This is a genomic window from Actinomadura sp. 3N508, from assembly GCF_044326375.1.
Classification (GTDB): domain Bacteria; phylum Actinomycetota; class Actinomycetes; order Streptosporangiales; family Streptosporangiaceae; genus Spirillospora.
In genome coordinates this window covers 745898-764724 of sequence record NZ_JBIRAX010000002.1, presented here as the reverse complement: position 1 = coordinate 764724, position 18827 = coordinate 745898, and the positions used below count along the sequence as shown (strand labels likewise).

Genomic DNA, 18827 nt, shown 5'->3' with positions numbered 1-18827 from the left:
AACCCATGCTCGATCGGAAGTCGGTCCCGGCGGCGGCCATCGCCGTCTGCTGCGGCCTGCCCGTTACGGGCGTCCCGCAGGCGGCGCATGCGCAGACGATGTCCGTTGTGGCGCGCCCGCAGAAAGGCGCGGTGCTCGCGCAACTGAGGATCAAGCGGATCGGCCTGAAGGTCGCGGTCAGGGAGGGCGTCGGCGACCGGGTGCTGCGGCGCGGCGCCGGACACTACCCGGGGACGGCCCTTCCCGGACGGGAGGGCAACACGGTCCTGCTGGGCCACCGGACCACCTGGCTCCGCCCGTTCCACGATCTCGACCGGATGCGCCGCGGCGACCGGATCGTCCTGCGCGCGGGCCGCACGACCTACACCTACACGATGCGGACCATGCGAGTGATCAAGCCAAGGGACCGCCGCGCCCTGGAACCGGTCCCGTTCAAGCCGCTGAGCGCACCCGACGGCCAGTACATAACGCTCATAACCTGCACCCCGAAGGGCTCAGACCGCCGACGCCTAGTAGTAGTCGGCAAACTGACCCACAAACGCACCACCTAACCTCCCAGGCCCCCGCCTCAACCAGGCGGGGGCCACGCACGCTGAGCCCCTAGAAAAGCGCGTCCCGCTGCCGCCCGCCTCATCCCGCTCGGCCGTCAGCGTCGTTCGCCCGCGTCGTTCGCCCGCCGGCCGGGGCCGTTTTGCGTTCCATGACGCCTGCCGCACACCACTGGCCGGTCTGGCTCGATGTCCCTGGCTGTGTTCTGGGGGTTCCCTAGCGGGGGCCGTAGAGGGAGATCAGGCCGTCGTAGTCGCCCTTGCCTAGGGTGGCCAGGTCCTTGTTGCAGGCCGCTACGGCGGGGGCCATTGTCAGGTTCGTGTGGTCCGCGCCCTCTACGTGGGCCAGGCCCAGGACGTGGCTCGTCTCGTGTGTTACGACCGCCTCGATCGAATAGCTTCCGGGGAAGCACAGGCCGCCTGACCACCAGCGCTTGCCGTGCTCCTGTAGGGCCATGTCCGTCTCTACGGTTCGTGTTCCCAGGAACCAGATGCACGTTGCGGCCAGGACGTCGCTTTCGGCGCCGGTCATCGCCTTTCCGCCGAACGTGTTGACGCGGTCGCGGGTGCCGCAGGTCGCGTCGCGGGTCACGTTGGGGCCGCGGGCCGACAGCCCGGCATAGCGCTCGCGGATGTCCGGAGCGGGCGTGAAGCGGCCTTCGTCGGTGCAGTCGGTATTGGCGTTGACCATATTGGCGACGCCCTTGGCCACGGCCGTCCTCGGCAGCCGCCCCCTCCCGGCGTGGTAGCGCCATTGGACGGTGCCGCCCTTCGGCCATTTGCTCGGCTCGGTCTGGTACGTGCCGTCCTTGCAGGCGTCCTGCGGGGCCTGGGACGTGCGCGGCCTGCCCTCCGGCACCCGTCCGCCGCGTGTGGTGATGGTGATCTCGCCTGCCTGGTCGTCGACCAGGATGCGCAGGCCGGAGGCTCCGCCGGTGCGCAGGGAGTGTGCGACCAGGGACGTTCCGTCGGCCGGAACCACGGCGGTGAGGCCGTTCGGGCCGCGGACGGCGCGGCCGCGCAGGTCGCAGTCGGCGATCCTGACCTTCTGCGGCATCGCGCGGGCGGACAGCGTCCCGCCGGTCTTGCACCAGGTGGGGGGACGCGCTTCCGGCCGGGCGGGGACGGCACCGGTCGCCGCCGTGCAGGCGAAGGCGGCGGCCAGCACGCTCGTCGCTTTGGCGCCGCGTGAGAATCCGTGCATCTGAGTTCTCCGATGTGTGGGAGCGCGTCCTCCGGAGTCTTTGCGTGGGGCGGGAAAAGAGAAACCGCCGGCCGATAAAATGATCACCATCTCGCGAAAGAGGTCATTCAGAATCGGCCGGTTCGGCGAATTTGTCGCCGGAAATGTCGGAGGTGGCCGCGTAAGTCTTCGGTCAATCAATGCCAATAATCTGGTAAACGTGTTTATCGATGGGCTGCACGGAAAAGCCAGGAGTAATCCGGCAACTCGGGATCAACAGCACAAGACGACGGAGTTGCCGGTGTCCGGCCGAGATTCACCGCTACCGCGTGGCGGGCACGCCTCCCCTCACCCCCCGCCGTCCGGCAGCGTTCACGGAAGCAGAGGTGTTCAACGTGCAGACGCAGACACAGGTGCGGGAACTGATGGGCATGAGCGTGACCGACACCCACGGGACGAAGGTCGGCACGATCAAGCAGGTCTACCTCAACGACGACTCCGGAGCCCCCGAATGGGTGACCGTGCACACCGGCTGGTTCGGGATGCGGGAGAGCTTCGTCCCCCTGTCCGGAGCGCGGAAGGCCGAGGGCATGCTGCAGGTCCCGTACGACAAGGAGACCATCAAGGGCGCACCGAACGTGGACGCTGACGAGCATCTGTCGCACGCCCAGATCGTGGACCTCTACCGCCACTACGGCGTGCGTCCCCCGGCCGGGCGCCGCACCGGTGGCGAGGCGGACACCTCGTCCGAAGATCGCCGCATGGCCGGCGCCGAGGGCAAGGGCGAAGGCAAGGCCGGGGCCGAGAGCACCTCCTCCGGCACGGGGTCGGAGAGCATGGCGGGCGCGGCCGGGACCGCCGGGATGGCGGGGGCGGCCGGGATGGCCGTCCGCCCCGAGAAGGGCAAGCGCGGACGCGAAGGCGACCCCGACCGCGAGAAGGGGATGCCGCAGCGCTCGCCGCGCGGCGCGGAGGCGCCGCTGACCGAGATCACCCGGTCGGAGGAGCGGATGCGCGTCGACACCGAACGGCACGAGTCGGGCCGCGTCCACGTGCACAAGTGGATCGAGACCGAGATGGTCGAGCGCACGATCCCCGTCGGGCACGACGAGCTCAAGATCGACCGCGAGCCGATCGCGGACGGCAGGCCGGGCCCGGAGGTCACCATCTCCGAGGACGATCTGGAGCTGATCCTTTACGAGGAGCGCCCGATCGTCGCGAAGGAGGCCGTCCCGGTCGAGCGGGTCCGGGTCCGGACCGAGCGGGTGCAGGACGAGCAGACCGTCCGCGGCGAGCTCCGCAAGGAGCGCGTCGAGGTCACCCGCGACGAAGGGCACGGCGGCGAGCGCTCCTCCGAGCGCGGCCCCTCCAAATGACCCGTCCCGGCCGGTCACCCCAACGCCGACCGGCCGGGGCGTCCGCCCGCCATCCAGGATGACGGTGCGCCTGGCCGGCCGTTCACCCGCCGGCGCGGCCGGGCGCCCGTCCTTTCTGCCCTTCTGCCCTGATTCAGGGTTTCGCCGGGCTGCGGTAATCAACGGTCAGGTTCGTTGACAGGTGGCCGGGGTGCGGGAGAGGTTCCAAGTGACCTTGCGGCGCACCCTGGAGGGACGAGTTGCCACACCCCCGCAGGCGCGCCATCGCCACCCTGGCCGCGCTCGCGACCGTCGCCGCGCTCCCGCCGATCGTCGCCGCACCACCCGCAACGGCCGGAACTCCTGCCGCCTATCCCGATTCGCGGCTGCCCGTACGAGAGCGGGTGGACGACCTGCTCGGGCGCATGACGCTGGAAGAGAAGATCGGGCAGATGGCCCAGGCCGAGCGCGTGGCCATCGACGGCGATCGCGACCAGATCACGAAGCTGGGCCTCGGGTCGGTGCTGTCGGGCGGCGGCTCGGTCCCTGCGAGCAACACGCCCAAGGGCTGGGCGGACATGGTGGACGCCTACCAGTCGAAGGCCCTCGCCACCCGGTTGAAGATCCCGCTGCTGTACGGGGTCGACTCCGTCCACGGCCACAACAACCTCATCGGCGCCACGATCTTCCCGCACAACCTCGCCATGGGCGCCACCCGCGATCCGGGGCTGGTGCGCGAGCAACAGCAGATCACCGCCATGGAGACGAGGGCGACCGGCCCGCAGTGGGCGTTCGCGCCGTGCGTCTGCGTCGTACGTGACCTGCGCTGGGGCCGGACGTATGAGAGCTATGGCGAGGAACCTGGGCTCGTCATCCAGATGGAGACCGGCATCGAGGGCTTCCAGGGGCGGAGAAAGAGCGACCTGGCCCGCCCCCGGCACGTCCTCGCCACCGCCAAGCACTTTGCGGGGGATGGCGACACGAAATTCGGCTCGTCCACCACCGGAACGTTCACCATTGACCAGGGCGTCACCGTCACCGACCGCCGGACGTTCGGGAAGATCGACCTCGCGCCGTACGTGCCGGCCGTGCGGAAGTACGGCGTCGGCAGCATCATGCCGTCGTTCTCCAGCGTCGACTGGACGGAGGACGGCGTCGGCAACCCGGTGAAAATGAGCGCGAGCAGGGAGCTGCTGACCGACGTCCTGAAGCGGAAGATCGGGTTCGGCGGGTTCCTGATCAGCGACTGGTCGGCCGTCCACCAGATCCCAGGTGACTACGCCACGCAGGTCCGCACGGCCGTCAACGCCGGCATGGACATGTTCATGGAGCCGCACACCGCCCCGCGGTTCGTCCGGACGTTGCTCGCGGAGGTCGACGCCGGGCGGGTGAAGACCTCCCGCATCGACGACGCCGTCCGCCGCATCCTGAAGGCGAAGTTCGAGCTCGGCCTCTTCGAGCACCCGTACACCGACCGCCGGTACGCCGGGACGATCGGCTCGCCGCGGCACCGCGCCGTCGCCCGCCGGGCCGTCGCCGCATCGCAGGTGTTGCTGAAGAACTCCGGGCGCGCGCTGCCGCTGGAGCGGAACGAGAAGATCTACGTCGCGGGCGTCAGCGCCGACGACATCGGCAACCAGGCCGGCGGCTGGACGGTCACGTGGCAGGGCTCGTCCGGCGACACCATCCCCGGCACGACGATCCTGGACGGGATCAGGCAGAACTCGTCCCACGTCAGCTACAGCCCGGACGCGTCGGCGCCCATGGCGGGCCATGACGTCGGCATCGTCGTGATCGGCGAGAGGCCGTACGCGGAAGGCGCCGGCGACGTCGGCAACGGCCACACGCTGAACCTGTCGGCCGCCGACAGGGCGAACATCGACCGCGTCTGCGGCGCGATCAGGACGTGCGTCGTCCTGGACGTGGCCGGACGCCCCCAGATCGTCACCGACCGGCTGCCCGCGATGGACGCGCTCGTCATGTCCTGGCTGCCCGGCAGCGAGGGCGCGGGCGTCGCCGACGTCCTGTTCGGCAAGCGCCCGTTCACCGGCCGCCTCCCCGTGACCTGGCCGCGCAGCGAAGATCAGGAACCCACCAACATCGGCGACCGTGACTACGACCCGCTGTTCCCCTACGGCCACGGCCTCCGAACCCACGCCCGGCCGCGGACCCGCTGACCGGCCGCGCACCCGTCGCCTGGTGCCATCATGGACGTATGGGCGACGAGGGGACGGTGCGGGTCGATCTGTGGATCTGGTCCGTGCGCCTGCTGAAGACCCGCTCGATGGCGACGACCGCCTGCCGCGCGGGCCATGTCCGCGTGAACGACGAGCGCGCGAAGCCGTCCACGGCCGTGAAGCCCGGCGACGAGATCCGGCTCCGCCACGACGGGCGGGAACGCATCGTCATCGTGCAGCGGATCATCCGCAAGCGGGTCGGGGCGCCCGCCGCGGCGGAATGCCTGATCGACAAGAGCCCGCCCCCGCCACCGCGCGAGGCGCTCATCCCGGTCGGCCGCCGCGAGCGCGGAGCGGGCCGTCCGACCAAGCGGGACCGCCGCGAGCTGGAACGCATCCTCGACCGCTACCGCACCCTCAAGGAAGGACCCGCGGACATCGAGGCCATCGAGCCCGGCCGCGACGAGCCGTCCTCACACGACTGACCCCTGCACGAGCGCGGAACGCCCGATAGGCGTGCCGCCCCTGGCCAGCACCTCGGCGGCGACGCTGGGCGATCGCGGGAGGTGCCGGCGATCTCGAAACCGCCCCGCCGCACGGTCCTAGCCACCGCGAACCGGCCGGGCCGCCAGCCGGACAGGGCCGCGAGCCGGACGATCGTCGGCCGGCCCTCCGTCACCGGCGAAACGTCACCACTCAATCGTCGAACTCGAAGCCGCCTGCCGCCGGCGCGGCGCCGCAGGTTATCCGGTTGTCGGAGTCCGGCCACGCCGCCAGACTCAATTGCCATGACCGATGAGGCGCGTCAGCGCGGGCGGGGGACGGTGACGTTGTGGCGCCCGGTCGGACCGGCTGAGCTGTCGTCGCTGCACGCGTCAGAATGGCGGGCCTGGCCGCTCCGGCGCCCGGATCAGCCGATCTTCTACCCGGTGCTGAACGAGGCGTACGCGGTGCGGATCGCCCGGGACTGGAATGTGCCGGCCTCGGGCGCCGGATTCGTGACGCGTTTCGCGGTCGACGCGGACTTCGCGCGCCGTTACCCGGTGCGGCAGGCGGGCGGCCGGACCATTCTGGAGCTGTGGGTTCCGGCCGGGGAACTGGACGAATTCAACGCTCACCTCGTCGGCCAGATCCGCGTCGTCCGCGAGTTCCACGCTCCCGGGCACGGCCGGCTGGCGGCACGGGTCATCGAAGCGGCCGCCGGCCGGGAATCTCCGGACGAGGTCACGGCGATGCTCTCGGTCGCCGGAGCGAAGACCTGGGTGGAACTGGACCGGGCACTACGGGCGACAACGTGCTTCGGAAGCGCGACCGCCCCACCGAACGGCCCGACACCGGACGAAGGACTGTCGCGCCTGGTGACTGCCTGCTCCTGGGACGGCCGCCAACGGGAGTCGGCGGTCGCGTCACTCACCGACGAGTCCCTGCTGCCCGTTCTGGTGCTGCGAACCGCCGACTGGGTACCGCAGGTGCGCGAGCGTGCACGCCGATCACTGGCGACGGCGTTCCGGTCGGCGAGCGCTCCAGGTCTGCTGTCGGCGGTGAGCATGGCGGTGGCGATCGGCTCATGGGCCCGCGGCGGACCTGCCTTGGACGCCGCCACCGCGGCGCTCGCCGCGGCTCCGGACGAGATGCTGGCGTCAGCCCGCGGCCATTCCGACCTCGGCGTGCGGCGGCTGGCGTACCGGTTGTGGCTCGCATCAGGCCGTTGCCGCGACGAGGAGGTCATGCGTGCCGCCTTGGACGAACCCGATGGAATCAGCCGGCTCCGCTGCGCGGAGTGGCTGGCGTCCGGCGGCGCCTCCCGCGTCGATGTGCTGGAGCGGTTGCTGAGCCAGGGAAGCGCGATGGTCGGTGTCGAGGCGCTCACCGCTCTGGTGAAACTCGGCCGTCCTGAAGCGGGTGTGGCCCATTTGACGGATCGCTCGGCGTTGATGCGCGCCACCGCCCAGTGGGCCGCCCGGCGCGCCGGCCGCTCTCCAGCCGCGATCTACCGCGAAGCCCTGACCGCGAACCGGCCGAGGGCTCGCGCGCTGGTCGCCGGGCTTGGGGAGTGCGGCACAGGTCAGGATGTGGACGTGCTCCTGCCGTACCTGGAGCACCCGAGTCCCCGCGTACGGGCCGAAGCGGTACGGGCCGTCCGGCGCCTGGGCGGTCCCATGACCCAGATCACCGGCATGCTCGCCGATCCGGCCCCGGTGGTCGTCCGAGCCGTCAAGCAGGCACTTCGCCACGAGCCCGACGCGGTACCGGCCGAGCGCCTGTGGCCCCTGCTGGCCGCCGATTCACCCCCGCACGTCCGGCTGGGCGCTTACGACCAGCTGCGCGAGAAAGGCTCCTGGACCCGCGTCCACGTCGACCTCCACCTCCTGGCCGCCAGCGACCCAGAACTGAGCACCCGAGCACGCGCCGACCTGACCGACTGGATCCACCACAACGCGGCAACCACATACCGCCCACCCGCGGAGCCAATGGTGCTACGACTCCGTCAACTGATCGACACAGCCGAACCGGTCATCGGCCCCCACCAAGCCGGCCAACTCCGCTGGTTCCTCAACACCGGTTGACCAGCTCTCGCCGCGTCAGTGGTGATCTTCGCGCTGGGAGCGAGCGCCCAAGACCCAAGTACGAGAACTGTTCGTTTCTAGGATCGGTGGACATGGTGACAGGGCCTGACGAATGGGATGGGTCGCCGGAGGCGGCGCTGGCGATGGCGCAGCGGTATGTGCGATCTCCCGGGCCGGAACCGTGGCCACGGTGGCGTACGGCCGATCTGCCGATGCCGGTGCGGATCGCCTGGCTGCGGGCCGAGATCGCGTCCAACCCTGCGACTCTGGCGACCGAACCCCCTGGCGAGCTTCTGTACCAGGCCGTGCACGGTCTGGACGCGGCCGACGTCGCGGATCTGGAAGGTCTCGCCCGGATGTTGGCCAGGCAGGACGATGCGGTGCTGCGCGGGGAGGCGCTGCGCGTCACGCGTGAGGGCGTGCGCCTGGGCTTGTTCGCGCCGGCCCGCGCCAGGCGCCTGCTCTTGGCGCTCCTGGACGATGCCGCGCCCGATCTCGCAGCGGGCGTGCTGGGCGAACTCGCCGAGCCGTGGGCGTTGTTCGATCCCGTGCCCGGCGAGTGGTTCGTCCGGTTCATCGGGGATCCCGTTGCGGCTGACCAGGCCGTCGAGGCGGCGGCTCGGCACGGTCACGGGGAGGTGCTGCGCGAAACCGCCGCCGATCCGGAACGGCCGCCCGCGCTGAGACGCCGCGCCCTGGAACTGCTAGGCAGCCTGGCGACCCGCGACGACGTCGGCGACCTGGTGCATATCGCCGGCACGGACCCGCTGCTCCTCGCGGTGCCCGCCATCCGCTGCCTACGGGAAATGCACCAGCGGGGACATTTCCCCGGTGACGAGCACGTTCCGGCAATCGTGGCGCTGGCGCTCGCCGACCATTCGGTCGACGCCGAAGATGTGGCGACACTGCTCTACACGGTCCGGCGCGCCCTGCTGCGCGAGGCGACCGACGCGGCCCACGACGACACCACCTGGCCCCGCCGGTTGGAGTTGCTGGTCGCGCTGGCGGCGCAGGGTACGGGGGACTTGCCGATCGGCGACGCCGTCGCCGCGCTGCTGCCGGTCGCCCCCGACCCCGCCCTCTTCCTGGAGGCGATCCGCGCCCTGAGGCACACGCGGGCCGAGGAGGTCGTTCTCCAGACGTTGCCCCGCTCACCGGCGGCGGCGCTGGATGCCCTGGAGGCCGTGGGCGGTGAGCGAACAGCCGCCGTCCTGCGTGAGGCATTGGAAGGCGAGATCGCGCCGTACCTGATACCCGTCCGGCACCGCGCCCTCGAACTCCTGTGGCATCTCACCGAAGACCCCGAGGCTCGACGTGCGCTCCTGGACAGGCTCGACCCACGCGACCTGCCCCCACGGATCGCCTCGGACCTGGGCGGCCCGGATGTCCGAGAACTCGCCCTGCTACGCGCAGGTCTGGACCCGGACCAGCCGGTGGACGCGCTGTGCACGCTCGCGCGCAACGGCGATGCCGGCACCGTCCCGGCCATCGCCGACCTCCTCATGAGGGTCGCGTCGCATGTCCAGGACAACCAGCCGCCGCAGCCACCGCCTGCTCCGCAGCGCCCGCAGGCGCCGCAGATTCCGCCGCAGGTCGTGGCAGCCGTCCGCGAGCTGGGCGGGCGGCTCTACGAACGCGGCAAGATCAGGCCCCGCTGCCTGCTGGACGCGGCAGACGCACGCGAGGCGGGCGACGCCCTGCTGGCCGAAATCGCCCTGGACCTGCTGGACGAAGCCGACGCGACGCCGGCCGAACGGACCGTCCTGCTGCGGATGCTCATGGACGTCCCGTACCGGCGCATCCGAGAGCGAATCCACCCGCTCCTACGCGACCGCGACCCCCATGTGCGCAAGCACGCCATCGCCCTGCTCGCCCGCGACCCCGGCAGCTGCGACGCGCGGGCGGTGTCGGCCAGCCTGATCCCGCTGACCGCCGCGGCGGACGTCCAGACCGTCCGGCAGGCGCTGCTGGCACTCGGGCACGCCGGCGGCCACGGCGCGGCCCAGGCGATCGCGGCGTGCCTCGACCACCCCAACATGAACGTCAAGAAGACCGCTGCCGCGGCGCTTGCCCATACCGGCACCCCGATGGTGGTGCCGAAGCTGCTGACCTGGCTCGGCCGCCATGAGAACCCGGGACTGCGTGCGGAACTGACAGGGAGCTTGCGAACGGTGCTCGGCGACGGTTACGCCGCAACCGTCGTCGCCGCTGCCGACCGCGCCGCAGACGCGCGCACCCGATCGTTGCTGGTCGACAGCCTCTCGGGCACGCTTTCCGACCGCGCGATCCGCGCGCTGGCCGCTCAGGGCTCACCGGCCGGGCTGGCCTTGCTCGCCAGGCTCCCGGACGCGGGCGCCGACCCGTCCAGCAGCCCGGTGGACGACCTGGCCGACCGCGGCTGGACGGTCGAGGTCGCGCGGCAAGCGGTGGACCTGCATGAGAAGGACCCCGACGCGCCCGGCTTGCGACGTATGTCCCGCCTACGGCCGATGCTCGCGCACTGGCTCGACCTGGCCGTGACGGCGGACCGGGACGCGGTCCTGCGGCTGACGATGCGGCTGTGCCCACCACCCTGGAGCGCGGACGAACTCGAAGCCTTCGCCCGCTCCCTGCCGACACTCGCCGCCGGCCTGGCCGAGATCGGAGCGACTCACCGCCCCCGGCTGCTCGCGCTGATAGGTGAGGCCGTCGCGCGCCTGCCCGATGGTCAGGCACCGCAAATCGCCGAACAGATCCGAGCGCTGCCAGTGCTAGGCGCACCGGAGTTGGCTGTGCTGCGCAAATGCGGCGGGGTTCCGACGCGCGACGACCTGGAGCGGGCCTTGGCCACGGCGCCCACAGCCGAGGAGCCGGTATTGCGAGAGGCGTTCGATCTCGCCCCCAGACCTCCCGACGGGCACCAGCTCGATTCACGGGAACAGCTCGAAGCTTTGATCAAGGCCTTCCCCACCGCCGACACCAGTGCCCGCAGGGAACTACTGGACCAGATGCTCGAACTACAACCGCTGGGGGCACCGCCCTGGACCCTCGCCGAACAGGCACACCAACCGGCACCCGACGACGACGACGCCCGCACGCCCCGCCCCGGCGACCTGGATCAACCGCGTTCACAGGCCCAGCGCGAACGTCTGCTGACGATGCTCGACGATCCCGCCCGGTCGGCCACCGCCGCCAACACCCTGCTCAGCTGGCCGGAACCCGAAACCCGTGTCGCCGTCCTCCGCGCCTACCTGCACGGAAAGGCGGACCTCCCAGGCACCGACCGACTCGCCCGCACCCTGTGCCAGCTGGACGAGTCCGAACTGCGGGAGGCGTCCGGCGACGTCCGGGAGCGCCTCGTCCGCCTCGCCGTCCACCTGGACGCCCCGTCGCGGGCGCCGTTGATCCCGCTGCTGCTGGAATGGTGGACCGACAGCTCCGCCACGACCCGCACCACGATCGAGCAGTTCCTGCGCGGCGCCCACCCCGACCAGCTGGCCGAAGCGCTGACCGCCCACCTCGACGTCGGCGCCTGGGGCGTCCTCGACTTGCTCAAGGGGTCCCACCTCCGGCGCACACCGGCCCTGACCAGGGCATGGCAACGGCTGCACGCCGAGGGACGCCAGAACCTGACCGACCCGATCACCCTCCTGGACGGCCCGCTGCGCGATCCAGACGCGGCGGCCGAGGACGCCGCAGTGCTGGCCGCACTCCGCGACCGCTCCCTCGCCCCGGCCACTCACCGGGACCGCCCCTCACACCAGGACCTGCTGCACACGGCTCGAACCGGCACCACCACACAAGTCCGGCAGGCACTCACCCTCCTCGCCGAAGCATGGACGGCGAACAAACCCGACCAAGACCTAGAAGACTTGCTGACAGAGCTGATCGGCCACTCCGAACCGTCGGTCCGCCTGCACGCCCACCGGATCGCCCGCCGGGTCATGGACCGTCCCGCCTACCTGGAGCAGACCACACGGCTGCTGGACGACAACCGCTCCAACGTCGTCATCTCGGCCGCTAGGACGCTGTCCCACGCGAGTTGGGAGCCGGCCATCCCGGCCCTGATCGCCCTGCTCACCGACAAACGCGCAACCGTGCGCCGCGCCGCGTCCGACGGACTCGTGCTGATCGGCGAACCCGCCGTCCCGGCCCTCAAGCACACCACCGGCCGCGCAAGACCAGACCGCAGAGGCATCTACACGGCCGTCCTGAACCGAATTACCAATCTGGACTAATCGGCCTCGACGTCGAGATCACCGACGAGCGCGTTCGGCGCACGCATGCGCCAGGCGTCGGTGACGAGCTCTTCCAGACGGTCGGTGTCCACTCGGTCCAGCCACAGCATGACCAGAGGCATCCCGTCGTAGGCGGGCGTGGTGAAGAAGCGTTCTGGCTCACCGAGGAGCAACGCCTGCTTCTCCGCCTCGTCGCCGACGTACAGCACAGCGATATCGGTCCGGATGACGCGCGGCTTACCGGGTCTGCGCTCGGGATAGGACCAGACGAACCCTTTGCCGCCGACCCGGAAATCGAAGCCGTCGCTGTCGATCTCGACCACGTGAGGCAGCGCAGCCGCCAACCGGCAAACGTCCTCGGCGTCAGCCATCCCGTTCACCCCCAGACCTCGTTTGCCACACACGCGAACGCTATCGCCCGACAGCCCGCGCCCGTCCCCCGAGGCAGATAGCCATGATCCACCTCCTGGACGCGACCACGACGCGCCTCCTGCGAAGCGGGAGATTGGCGAGGACCCCTATGGCCCTTCCCAAGTGCTTCCGAAGAAGAATGGGGGAAGAAGAGGCGCATCACCGGGAGGGAACGATGCTGTTCAAGCGAGAGGTCCTTGAGGGGATCGCCGGCGGACGGATCGACCGGGTGTTCCGGGTGTGGGCCGAACCCCGGGTCCGCGCAGGGAGCACCCAGCGCACCTGGGCGGGGATCATCGTCATCGACTCGGTCACCCCAGTCACCCCCGAGGAGATCACCGAACAGGACGCCGTCCGCTCGGGCTTCAAAGACCGCGCGGCCCTGCTGACCGCCCTGTCCAAGAGCACCAAGGAGGGCGGCTACCACCGCGTCATGCTCCATCTGGGCGGCCCCGACCCCAGATCGGAGCTGGCCGACAACGCCGACCTGTCCGACCAGGAACTGGCCGACCTCAAAGCCACCCTGGACACCATCGATACCCGCAGCCGCCGCGGCCCCTGGACCCGGGAGGTGCTCCGCCTCATCGAGGAACACCCCGGCCTGCGCGCCCTGGACCTGGCCGAACGCCTGAACCGCGACAAACTCCCTTTCAAGGCGGACGTCCGCCGCCTCAAGGCCCTAGGCCTCACCGAAAGCCTGGAGACCGGCTACCGCCTCTCCCGACGAGGCAAGGCCCTAATGACCTACCTACGCTCCCAAACCGAATGACCCAACCCTGGGGCCCGCGCCGCTGCGCCCTCATGGGTGGAAGGTCTCGTCACAAATGAATCTGCGGGAGGGCTTCTAGCAGACCCGCTGCAACCAAGCCTCCGCACGTGCCTTCGAGGATCGAACGGATCGAGCGAACGCTTTCAGCGATGACGTGCCACTTGGGCTTCGGCGACCTGATCTGGGCCCGGATCGTTTCCGCTTCTGCTTGCAACTCGTTGTAGTCATCACCGCTCAGCCCGAGCTGATGGGCCTCGGAATCGAACCGCTTCAGGAAGTCGGCTATCCGATCGAGATCAGACCTCTCTGACCCCTGAATGTTCTGACGAGCATTGGAACCTGCATACTGCACTGGCCCATGGTTCCCGGAAATCGTAACATTATTGCTGCCGTGCACGTTCACGATACCTCCCGGCGGATGACGAAGATACTCATCTAATTTTGCCCACAGTCGTGTGACGTTTCGCTTGTTTCTGCCTTGGTCCAACACGGTCGTCCGCGGCCGGGAAATGCTTTCGATTTCCACCGAACCGTCGGAGCGCACCTGCAAACGGATATCTTCGCCGAAGGTATCCTCGAACTTCTTTCGGAACATACCGAGAAGCACGGCTGCTCCGATGCCCGTGTCGTCAAACTGCTCGACCGAAGACACGGTCGCGTGAACGATCCTTTGTCGTCGGTCCAGCGAAACCACGGTGAACCCACACGGCTGGATGGCGTCGGCGCATGCCTGAAAAATGCGCTCCACATCGGCAGAGTAGGAGCGTGAATCGACGTGCCTTGCCGTCATTGCGATCTCATCGAGGTTAGAAAGATGGACGTTGCCCGCCTGTCAAGATCACCGAGGACCGTCCCAAGATGATCGAGCGCGCCCAAGGTGGAACGATCTTGACACTTCCACCAGCAGCTTACCGTCGGACAGTGAGGTCCCGAGAGGCCGTATGGAAATCTGCCATCCAACCAGCGGTTTCGCATCGCGTCCAGGACCATCGCCCTAAAATGGGCTCCTAACGGCGCCTACTTGGTGTGTAGGCGGAGAGGACTGGCGTGAAGGCCACGGGAATGATCGTTTACCGAACGAGGAACGGCGGCCCCCTGAGTGCGGGCCCGGCGACGCCCCAGAGACGCCTGCTGACACGACGCCCCCCATTTCATCGCCGCTGAACTCATCACGTCGCCCTAGTTCGCGCCCGTGAGAGGAGCTCGTAGGGCATGGCAATCCCAGAAGCGGCCCTGGCGGAGGATCTCACGTGTCCGCGAGCACCTATCGCCACTCTGAACTGCGGTTAGGGGCGCGTGATGACGAACGGGCAGGAGCGTCGACCGCTCACTCTGCTTTTTCACCCCGTCACTTCGCCACCGCCGGCCGGGTGGAGCCACCGAATGTTCCGCGGCCGATTTGGCGGCGCCTGCCGTCCGGGGTGGTTCCGTACGATGTCCGCATGGCGGGCGATGACGGCGTGGTCGGGGATGAGCCGCTTGCGGACGCGATGGCCTTGTCAGTGCGGCTGCGGCGTGACTTCACCGTCGCCGATGCCGATCGTCTCCTTGCCGCCGCGCGCCGCCTCTACGGTGAGCTCAACCCGGGTGCCGACGCTGCCGAAGCCATTGAAGTGGTGACCTCCGCCACGGACGCGCTCTTCGTCATTCTCGAGCATGCCGGTCTGCTCGGCGATGCAGCCGACGGCCGACTCTTTGATCTCGCCGCGGACGGCCTCACGGTGGGCGGGTGGCGTGCGGAGATCGTGGTCAATGAGCCGTTTCCCCTGCGCCCAGAGCCCAGGAGTGACTGTCTGCGTGGTGACGTCTTTGCGCTGCCTTCCACGGTGACGCCCTAGCTGGTCCGGCAAAGAGCCCTGTGATAACGATGGCGGGCATGAGCGAGATGCCCATCCCCTACGCCGGCCACCACGACGGCCCCACCAGGATTCTGCATCTCCGCACGCGCCGCGGGGCGGTTGCCAAGGCCGGTGTCACCGTCGGTATCGACGGTGCCCACTACCACCAGCGTTGGGGGAGGGCGGCCTTCGAGATCCCGGCGGACAGGCCGGTGCACGTCGCCGTGTCGCAGGGAAGCGGTCAGATCGGCGTCGCCACCACGGTTCTCACCCCTGAGCAGCCACCTGACCTGGAGTACCGCGGCCCTGCGGCCCTGTACCTCGCGGGCGCCATCGGAGCTCCCGGCACCGTGAAGCAGCGGGGCTGCCTGCTCCAACTCGCGATCTTCGCACTCGTTCCCCTCGTGGCGCTGGCGCTCATGATCGTGATCGTGGGCCTGCTGTCCTGACGACCGCCGCCCCGGCTCAGCCGCCGCACCCTCCGCAGATCCGGCCGAAGCGGCATATCTGTGTCGCGGACGGTCTCGTGAGAGCTTTCGAAGGGGGCGGTTGGTTCAGCGGGTGTCGCTGGTGGGTGGGCTGGGGTCGCGGGGGCTTACCAGGCCGCTCTGGTAGGCGAACACGACGAGTTGGGCGCGGTCGCGGGCGCCGAGCTTGGTCATCGCTCTGCTGACGTGGGTCTTGGCCGTGGTGGGGCTGAGCACCATGGTTTCGGCTATTTCGTCGTTGTTCAGCCCGTGGGCGACCAGGGCGACGACTTCGCGTTCCCTGTTGGTCAGCGACTCCATTCCCGCCGCGGCCAGCACGTCCGGTGGCCGGGCGACGAACTCGCTGATCAGCCGGCGGGTGACCGCGGGAGAAAGCAGCGCGTCGCCGCGCTCGGCCACGCGCAGCGCCTGGAGCAGCTCGGCGGGGTGGGTGTCCTTGAGCAGGAAGCCGCTGGCGCCTGCCCGCAGCGCGCGGAAGATGTACTCGTCCAGCCCGTAGTTGGTGAGGATGACGACGCGGACGCCCGCCAGCCGCGGGTCGGCGACGATCTGCCGGGTCGCCTCGATGCCGTCGAGCACCGGCATCTGGATGTCGACCAGTGCGATGTCCGGGCGATGCTCGGCGGCCAGTGCGATCGCCTGCTGCCCGTCGGCGGCCTCGGCGACCACTTCGATGTCGTCCTCGGAGTCGAGCAGGGACCGGATCCCGTTGCGGATCAGTACCTGGTCGTCGGCCAGCAGGACACGGATCATGCCGCCGCCCGGATCGGCAGTTCGGCGCGTACGCGGAAGCCGCCGTCCTGGCGCGGTCCGGCGTGCAGGCGGCCGCCGAGCTCGGTGACCCGTTCGCGCATGCCGATCAGGCCGAGCCCCTGGCCCGTCGACGGGACGCTGGTCACGGCGCCGTCGTCGACCACCTGGATGATCAGCTCGTCCGGCCCGTAGCACACCTCGACCGTGGCGCTCGCCCCCGCGGCGTGCCGCGAGACGTTGGTGAGCGCCTCCTGCACGATGCGGTAGGCGGCCTGGTCGACGTCGTGCGCGAGCCGGCGGCGGGTGCCGGTCACCGTCACGGTGACCTGCAGCCCGGCCGTGCGCGCCCGCGCCACCAGGTTCTCCAGCTGGCCGAGGCCGCTGGGCCGGCTGTTCTCGTCGGCGCGCAGCACGCTGAGTGTGGCCCGCAGTTCCCTGGCGGCGTCCGCGCCGGCCTCCTGGATCGCCAGCAGCGCGGGCGGCACCTGCTCGCCGCGCTTGCCCGCCAGGTGCACCTCGACGCCGGCGTGCACCTGGATCACCGAGATGCTGTGCGTGAGCGAATCGTGCAGTTCCCGCGCGATGCGCAACCGCTCCTCCACGGCCCTGCGCCTGGCGGCCTCGTCCTTGGTCCGTTCCGCCTCTTCCGCGCGCTGCTCCACCTCGCGCAGATGAAGCCGCCACATGCGGGCGGCGACGAGCATGACGCCCGCGGAGATGAGCCATCCGGCCCCGTAGAGCCTCCGCAAGCCGCGATCGGTACGCATTCTCCGAGGATACGGGCCGGTCCCGCAGGCACATCCTCCCGGCGGACCCATTGCCGCCTACTCCCGCCGTAGTACATGGGCGGTCGGCTGACTCCCCGCTGAGCAGGAGAAAGACACTCCCTGTGCCCGACGACCGGAGGCCTGCGGGGTCGGCAGCATCGTCCCCATGACACAGATATCGAGCAGCGAACGTCCCGCAGCGGTGCTGGACACGGCCGCGGAGGTGCTGAGGCCGGGAGACGACGGCTACCCCGAGGCTGCGGCGGTCTTGTTCGCCGACGGCACGCCCGACCTGGTGGTCCGTCCCCGCGATGCGGCCGGGGTGGCGGCGGCGCTGCGCCACGCGGCCGACACCGGGCTGGACGTGACGGTGCGGTCCGGCGGGCACAGCATGGCGGGGCTGAGCACGAGCACCGGCGGAATGATCATCGACACGCGGCGGCTCAACGGTGTGCGCCTGCTGGACCCGGCCTCCGGGCGGGTGCGCGTCGGCGCGGGCGCGACCTGGGGTGCGGTGGCCGCGGCGCTGAGCCCGCACGGGCTGGGGCTGACCGCGGGAGACACCAGGCAGGTCGGTGTGGGCGGGCTGACGCTGGGCGGCGGCATCGGCTGGATGGTACGACTGCACGGTCTGGCCATCGACAACCTCGCGGCGGTCCAGCTGGTCACCGCGGAGGGCCGGCTGATCGGCGCGGACACCGTCGAGCACGCCGATCTGTTCTGGGCGCTACGCGGTGGCGGCGGCAACTTCGGCGTCGCGGTCGGCTTCGACTTCATCGCCCAGCCGATCACCTCCGTGCAGTTCGGGACGATCACCTACCAGGTCGGCGACCTGCCGGGACTCATCGCCGGCTGGCGCGACCTGATGCGGGCCGCCGACGAGAAGCTGACCACGACGCTCAGCTTCATGCCGGCGATGCCGGGGCATCCGGCGGGCGTCACGCTGACATGCTGCTACGCCGATTCGGACGCCGGCGAGGCGGAGCAGGCGCTGCGCCCGTTCCGAGCACTCGCGCCGGTCATTTCCGACGACATCAGGGCCATGCCCTACGCCGACGTGCTCGAAGACGCCGGGCCACTGCCTCCCGGACTGCGCATGGAGGTGCGCAACACCTTCTTCAGCACGCTCAACGACGCACGCGTCGCCGCCGTCGACGAACTGTTCACCGGCGGCGGAGCGGCGCTTTCACTGCGCAGCATGGGCGGCGAGGCCGCGCGCGTCAGCCAGAACGCGACCGCCTTCGCCCACCGGGACGCCGAAGTCATGGTCGCGGCCGCCTTCCTGGTCCCGGACGCCGCACCGCCCGAGCTCCTGGAACAGGCGTTGCACCGGTGGTCGCGGGTCAGCGCCCTGGGCTCGGGCGCCTACGTCGGATTCCTCGGCTCGGCCGAACCCGCGGACGTCGCGGCGGCCTACCCGCCGGACACCTACCGGCGCCTGGCCGCGGTCAAACGCCGCTACGACCCCGGCAACGTATTCCGGCGCACCCACAACATCCTCCCTGCCTAATCCTGAATGAGCACACCGCTCCACGGCGATATCAAGCCGCCATTCGGACGTGCCCGACGAGCGCATGTTCCGAAACTCCCTAAGGCGGACACGCCGTGACGGGCCGCCATTCAGCAAACAAGGTTGGAATCGTCGTCACCAAACTGAGCCGCGCTGTCAGTTGCCGAAATGTCTGGTGACGCCCGGCCGGCGCGGGGGCATCAATAATCTCCTGATCCGCCGCCTCTTCCCGTCGCGGCGTCCG

General features: G+C 69.9%; 15 protein-coding genes and 1 pseudogene. 11 read left to right on the top strand and 5 right to left on the bottom strand.

What is annotated here, in order from left to right; translation table 11 throughout:
- Positions 1-5: 5 nt before the first annotated feature.
- A complete protein-coding gene (locus tag ACH34S_RS09665) occupies positions 6-551 on the top strand; it encodes a class E sortase (protein WP_395952141.1) in 546 nt (181 codons plus the stop codon).
- Between the two features lie 214 nt (positions 552-765).
- Here the strand turns inward: ACH34S_RS09665 and ACH34S_RS09660 are convergent, their stop codons facing one another.
- A complete protein-coding gene (locus ACH34S_RS09660; RefSeq protein ID WP_395952140.1) occupies positions 766-1752 on the bottom strand; it encodes a matrixin family metalloprotease in 987 nt (328 codons plus the stop codon).
- Positions 1753-2126: 374 nt separating this feature from the next.
- On the opposite strand from ACH34S_RS09660, the gene ACH34S_RS09655 reads away from it, so the two are divergent.
- From ACH34S_RS09655 to ACH34S_RS09630, 6 genes and pseudogenes are all read left to right on the top strand, one after another.
- Entirely contained in the window at positions 2127-3107 is a 981-nt protein-coding gene (locus ACH34S_RS09655; protein ID WP_395952138.1) for a PRC and DUF2382 domain-containing protein, read from the top strand.
- A gap of 239 nt (positions 3108-3346) precedes the next feature.
- On the top strand, positions 3347-5263 hold the full coding sequence (locus ACH34S_RS09650; RefSeq protein WP_395952137.1) for a glycoside hydrolase family 3 protein: 1917 nt from the start codon (positions 3347-3349) through the stop codon (positions 5261-5263).
- A gap of 38 nt (positions 5264-5301) precedes the next feature.
- The gene (locus tag ACH34S_RS09645; RefSeq protein ID WP_395952136.1) at positions 5302-5748 is read left to right on the top strand and encodes an RNA-binding S4 domain-containing protein; all 447 of its coding nucleotides are present in this window, start codon (positions 5302-5304) and stop codon (positions 5746-5748) included.
- Positions 5749-6051: 303 nt separating this feature from the next.
- Positions 6052-6414: pseudogene (locus tag ACH34S_RS09640) on the top strand (ADP-ribosylation/crystallin J1); the annotation flags it as partial.
- Between the two features lie 81 nt (positions 6415-6495).
- Positions 6496-7830 (top strand): HEAT repeat domain-containing protein, encoded by a 1335-nt coding sequence (locus ACH34S_RS09635; RefSeq protein WP_395952426.1) that lies wholly within the window; start codon positions 6496-6498, stop codon positions 7828-7830.
- A gap of 92 nt (positions 7831-7922) precedes the next feature.
- Positions 7923-12047: a HEAT repeat domain-containing protein gene (locus tag ACH34S_RS09630; protein ID WP_395952135.1), complete on the top strand. Its 4125-nt coding sequence runs from the start codon at positions 7923-7925 to the stop codon at positions 12045-12047.
- On the opposite strand, the gene ACH34S_RS09625 is transcribed toward ACH34S_RS09630, so the two are convergent.
- A complete protein-coding gene (locus tag ACH34S_RS09625; RefSeq protein ID WP_395952134.1) occupies positions 12044-12418 on the bottom strand; it encodes an MmcQ/YjbR family DNA-binding protein in 375 nt (124 codons plus the stop codon). The two genes, ACH34S_RS09630 and ACH34S_RS09625, sit on opposite strands and share 4 nt — an antisense overlap.
- A 215-nt stretch (positions 12419-12633) precedes the next feature.
- Between ACH34S_RS09625 and ACH34S_RS09620 the strand changes: the two genes are divergently transcribed.
- Positions 12634-13227 carry a hypothetical protein gene (locus ACH34S_RS09620; RefSeq protein WP_395952133.1) on the top strand — a complete coding sequence of 198 codons (594 nt, stop codon included), beginning with the start codon at positions 12634-12636 and terminating at the stop codon, positions 13225-13227.
- Positions 13228-13276: 49 nt separating this feature from the next.
- Here the strand turns inward: ACH34S_RS09620 and ACH34S_RS09615 are convergent, their stop codons facing one another.
- Positions 13277-14017: a hypothetical protein gene (locus tag ACH34S_RS09615; RefSeq protein ID WP_395952132.1), complete on the bottom strand. Its 741-nt coding sequence runs from the start codon at positions 14015-14017 to the stop codon at positions 13277-13279.
- Between the two features lie 652 nt (positions 14018-14669).
- On the opposite strand from ACH34S_RS09615, the gene ACH34S_RS09610 reads away from it, so the two are divergent.
- Both ACH34S_RS09610 and ACH34S_RS09605 read left to right on the top strand, forming a co-directional pair.
- Positions 14670-15065: a hypothetical protein gene (locus ACH34S_RS09610; RefSeq protein ID WP_395952131.1), complete on the top strand. Its 396-nt coding sequence runs from the start codon at positions 14670-14672 to the stop codon at positions 15063-15065.
- Positions 15066-15103: 38 nt separating this feature from the next.
- On the top strand, positions 15104-15514 hold the full coding sequence (locus ACH34S_RS09605; RefSeq protein ID WP_395952129.1) for a hypothetical protein: 411 nt from the start codon (positions 15104-15106) through the stop codon (positions 15512-15514).
- Between the two features lie 105 nt (positions 15515-15619).
- Here ACH34S_RS09605 and ACH34S_RS09600 read toward each other — a convergent pair whose 3' ends face one another.
- Both ACH34S_RS09600 and ACH34S_RS09595 read right to left on the bottom strand, forming a co-directional pair.
- A complete protein-coding gene (locus ACH34S_RS09600) occupies positions 15620-16306 on the bottom strand; it encodes a response regulator (RefSeq protein WP_395952128.1) in 687 nt (228 codons plus the stop codon).
- Complete coding sequence (locus ACH34S_RS09595; RefSeq protein ID WP_395952127.1) at positions 16303-17073, bottom strand: sensor histidine kinase; 771 nt, start codon at positions 17071-17073, stop codon at positions 16303-16305. The genes ACH34S_RS09600 and ACH34S_RS09595 overlap by 4 nt, the downstream gene beginning before the upstream one ends.
- Before the next feature lie 166 nt (positions 17074-17239).
- Here ACH34S_RS09595 and ACH34S_RS09590 point away from each other — a divergent pair, with 166 nt between their 5' ends.
- On the top strand, positions 17240-18583 hold the full coding sequence (locus tag ACH34S_RS09590; RefSeq protein ID WP_395952126.1) for an FAD-binding oxidoreductase: 1344 nt from the start codon (positions 17240-17242) through the stop codon (positions 18581-18583).
- The last annotated feature ends 244 nt before the right edge of the window (positions 18584-18827 follow it).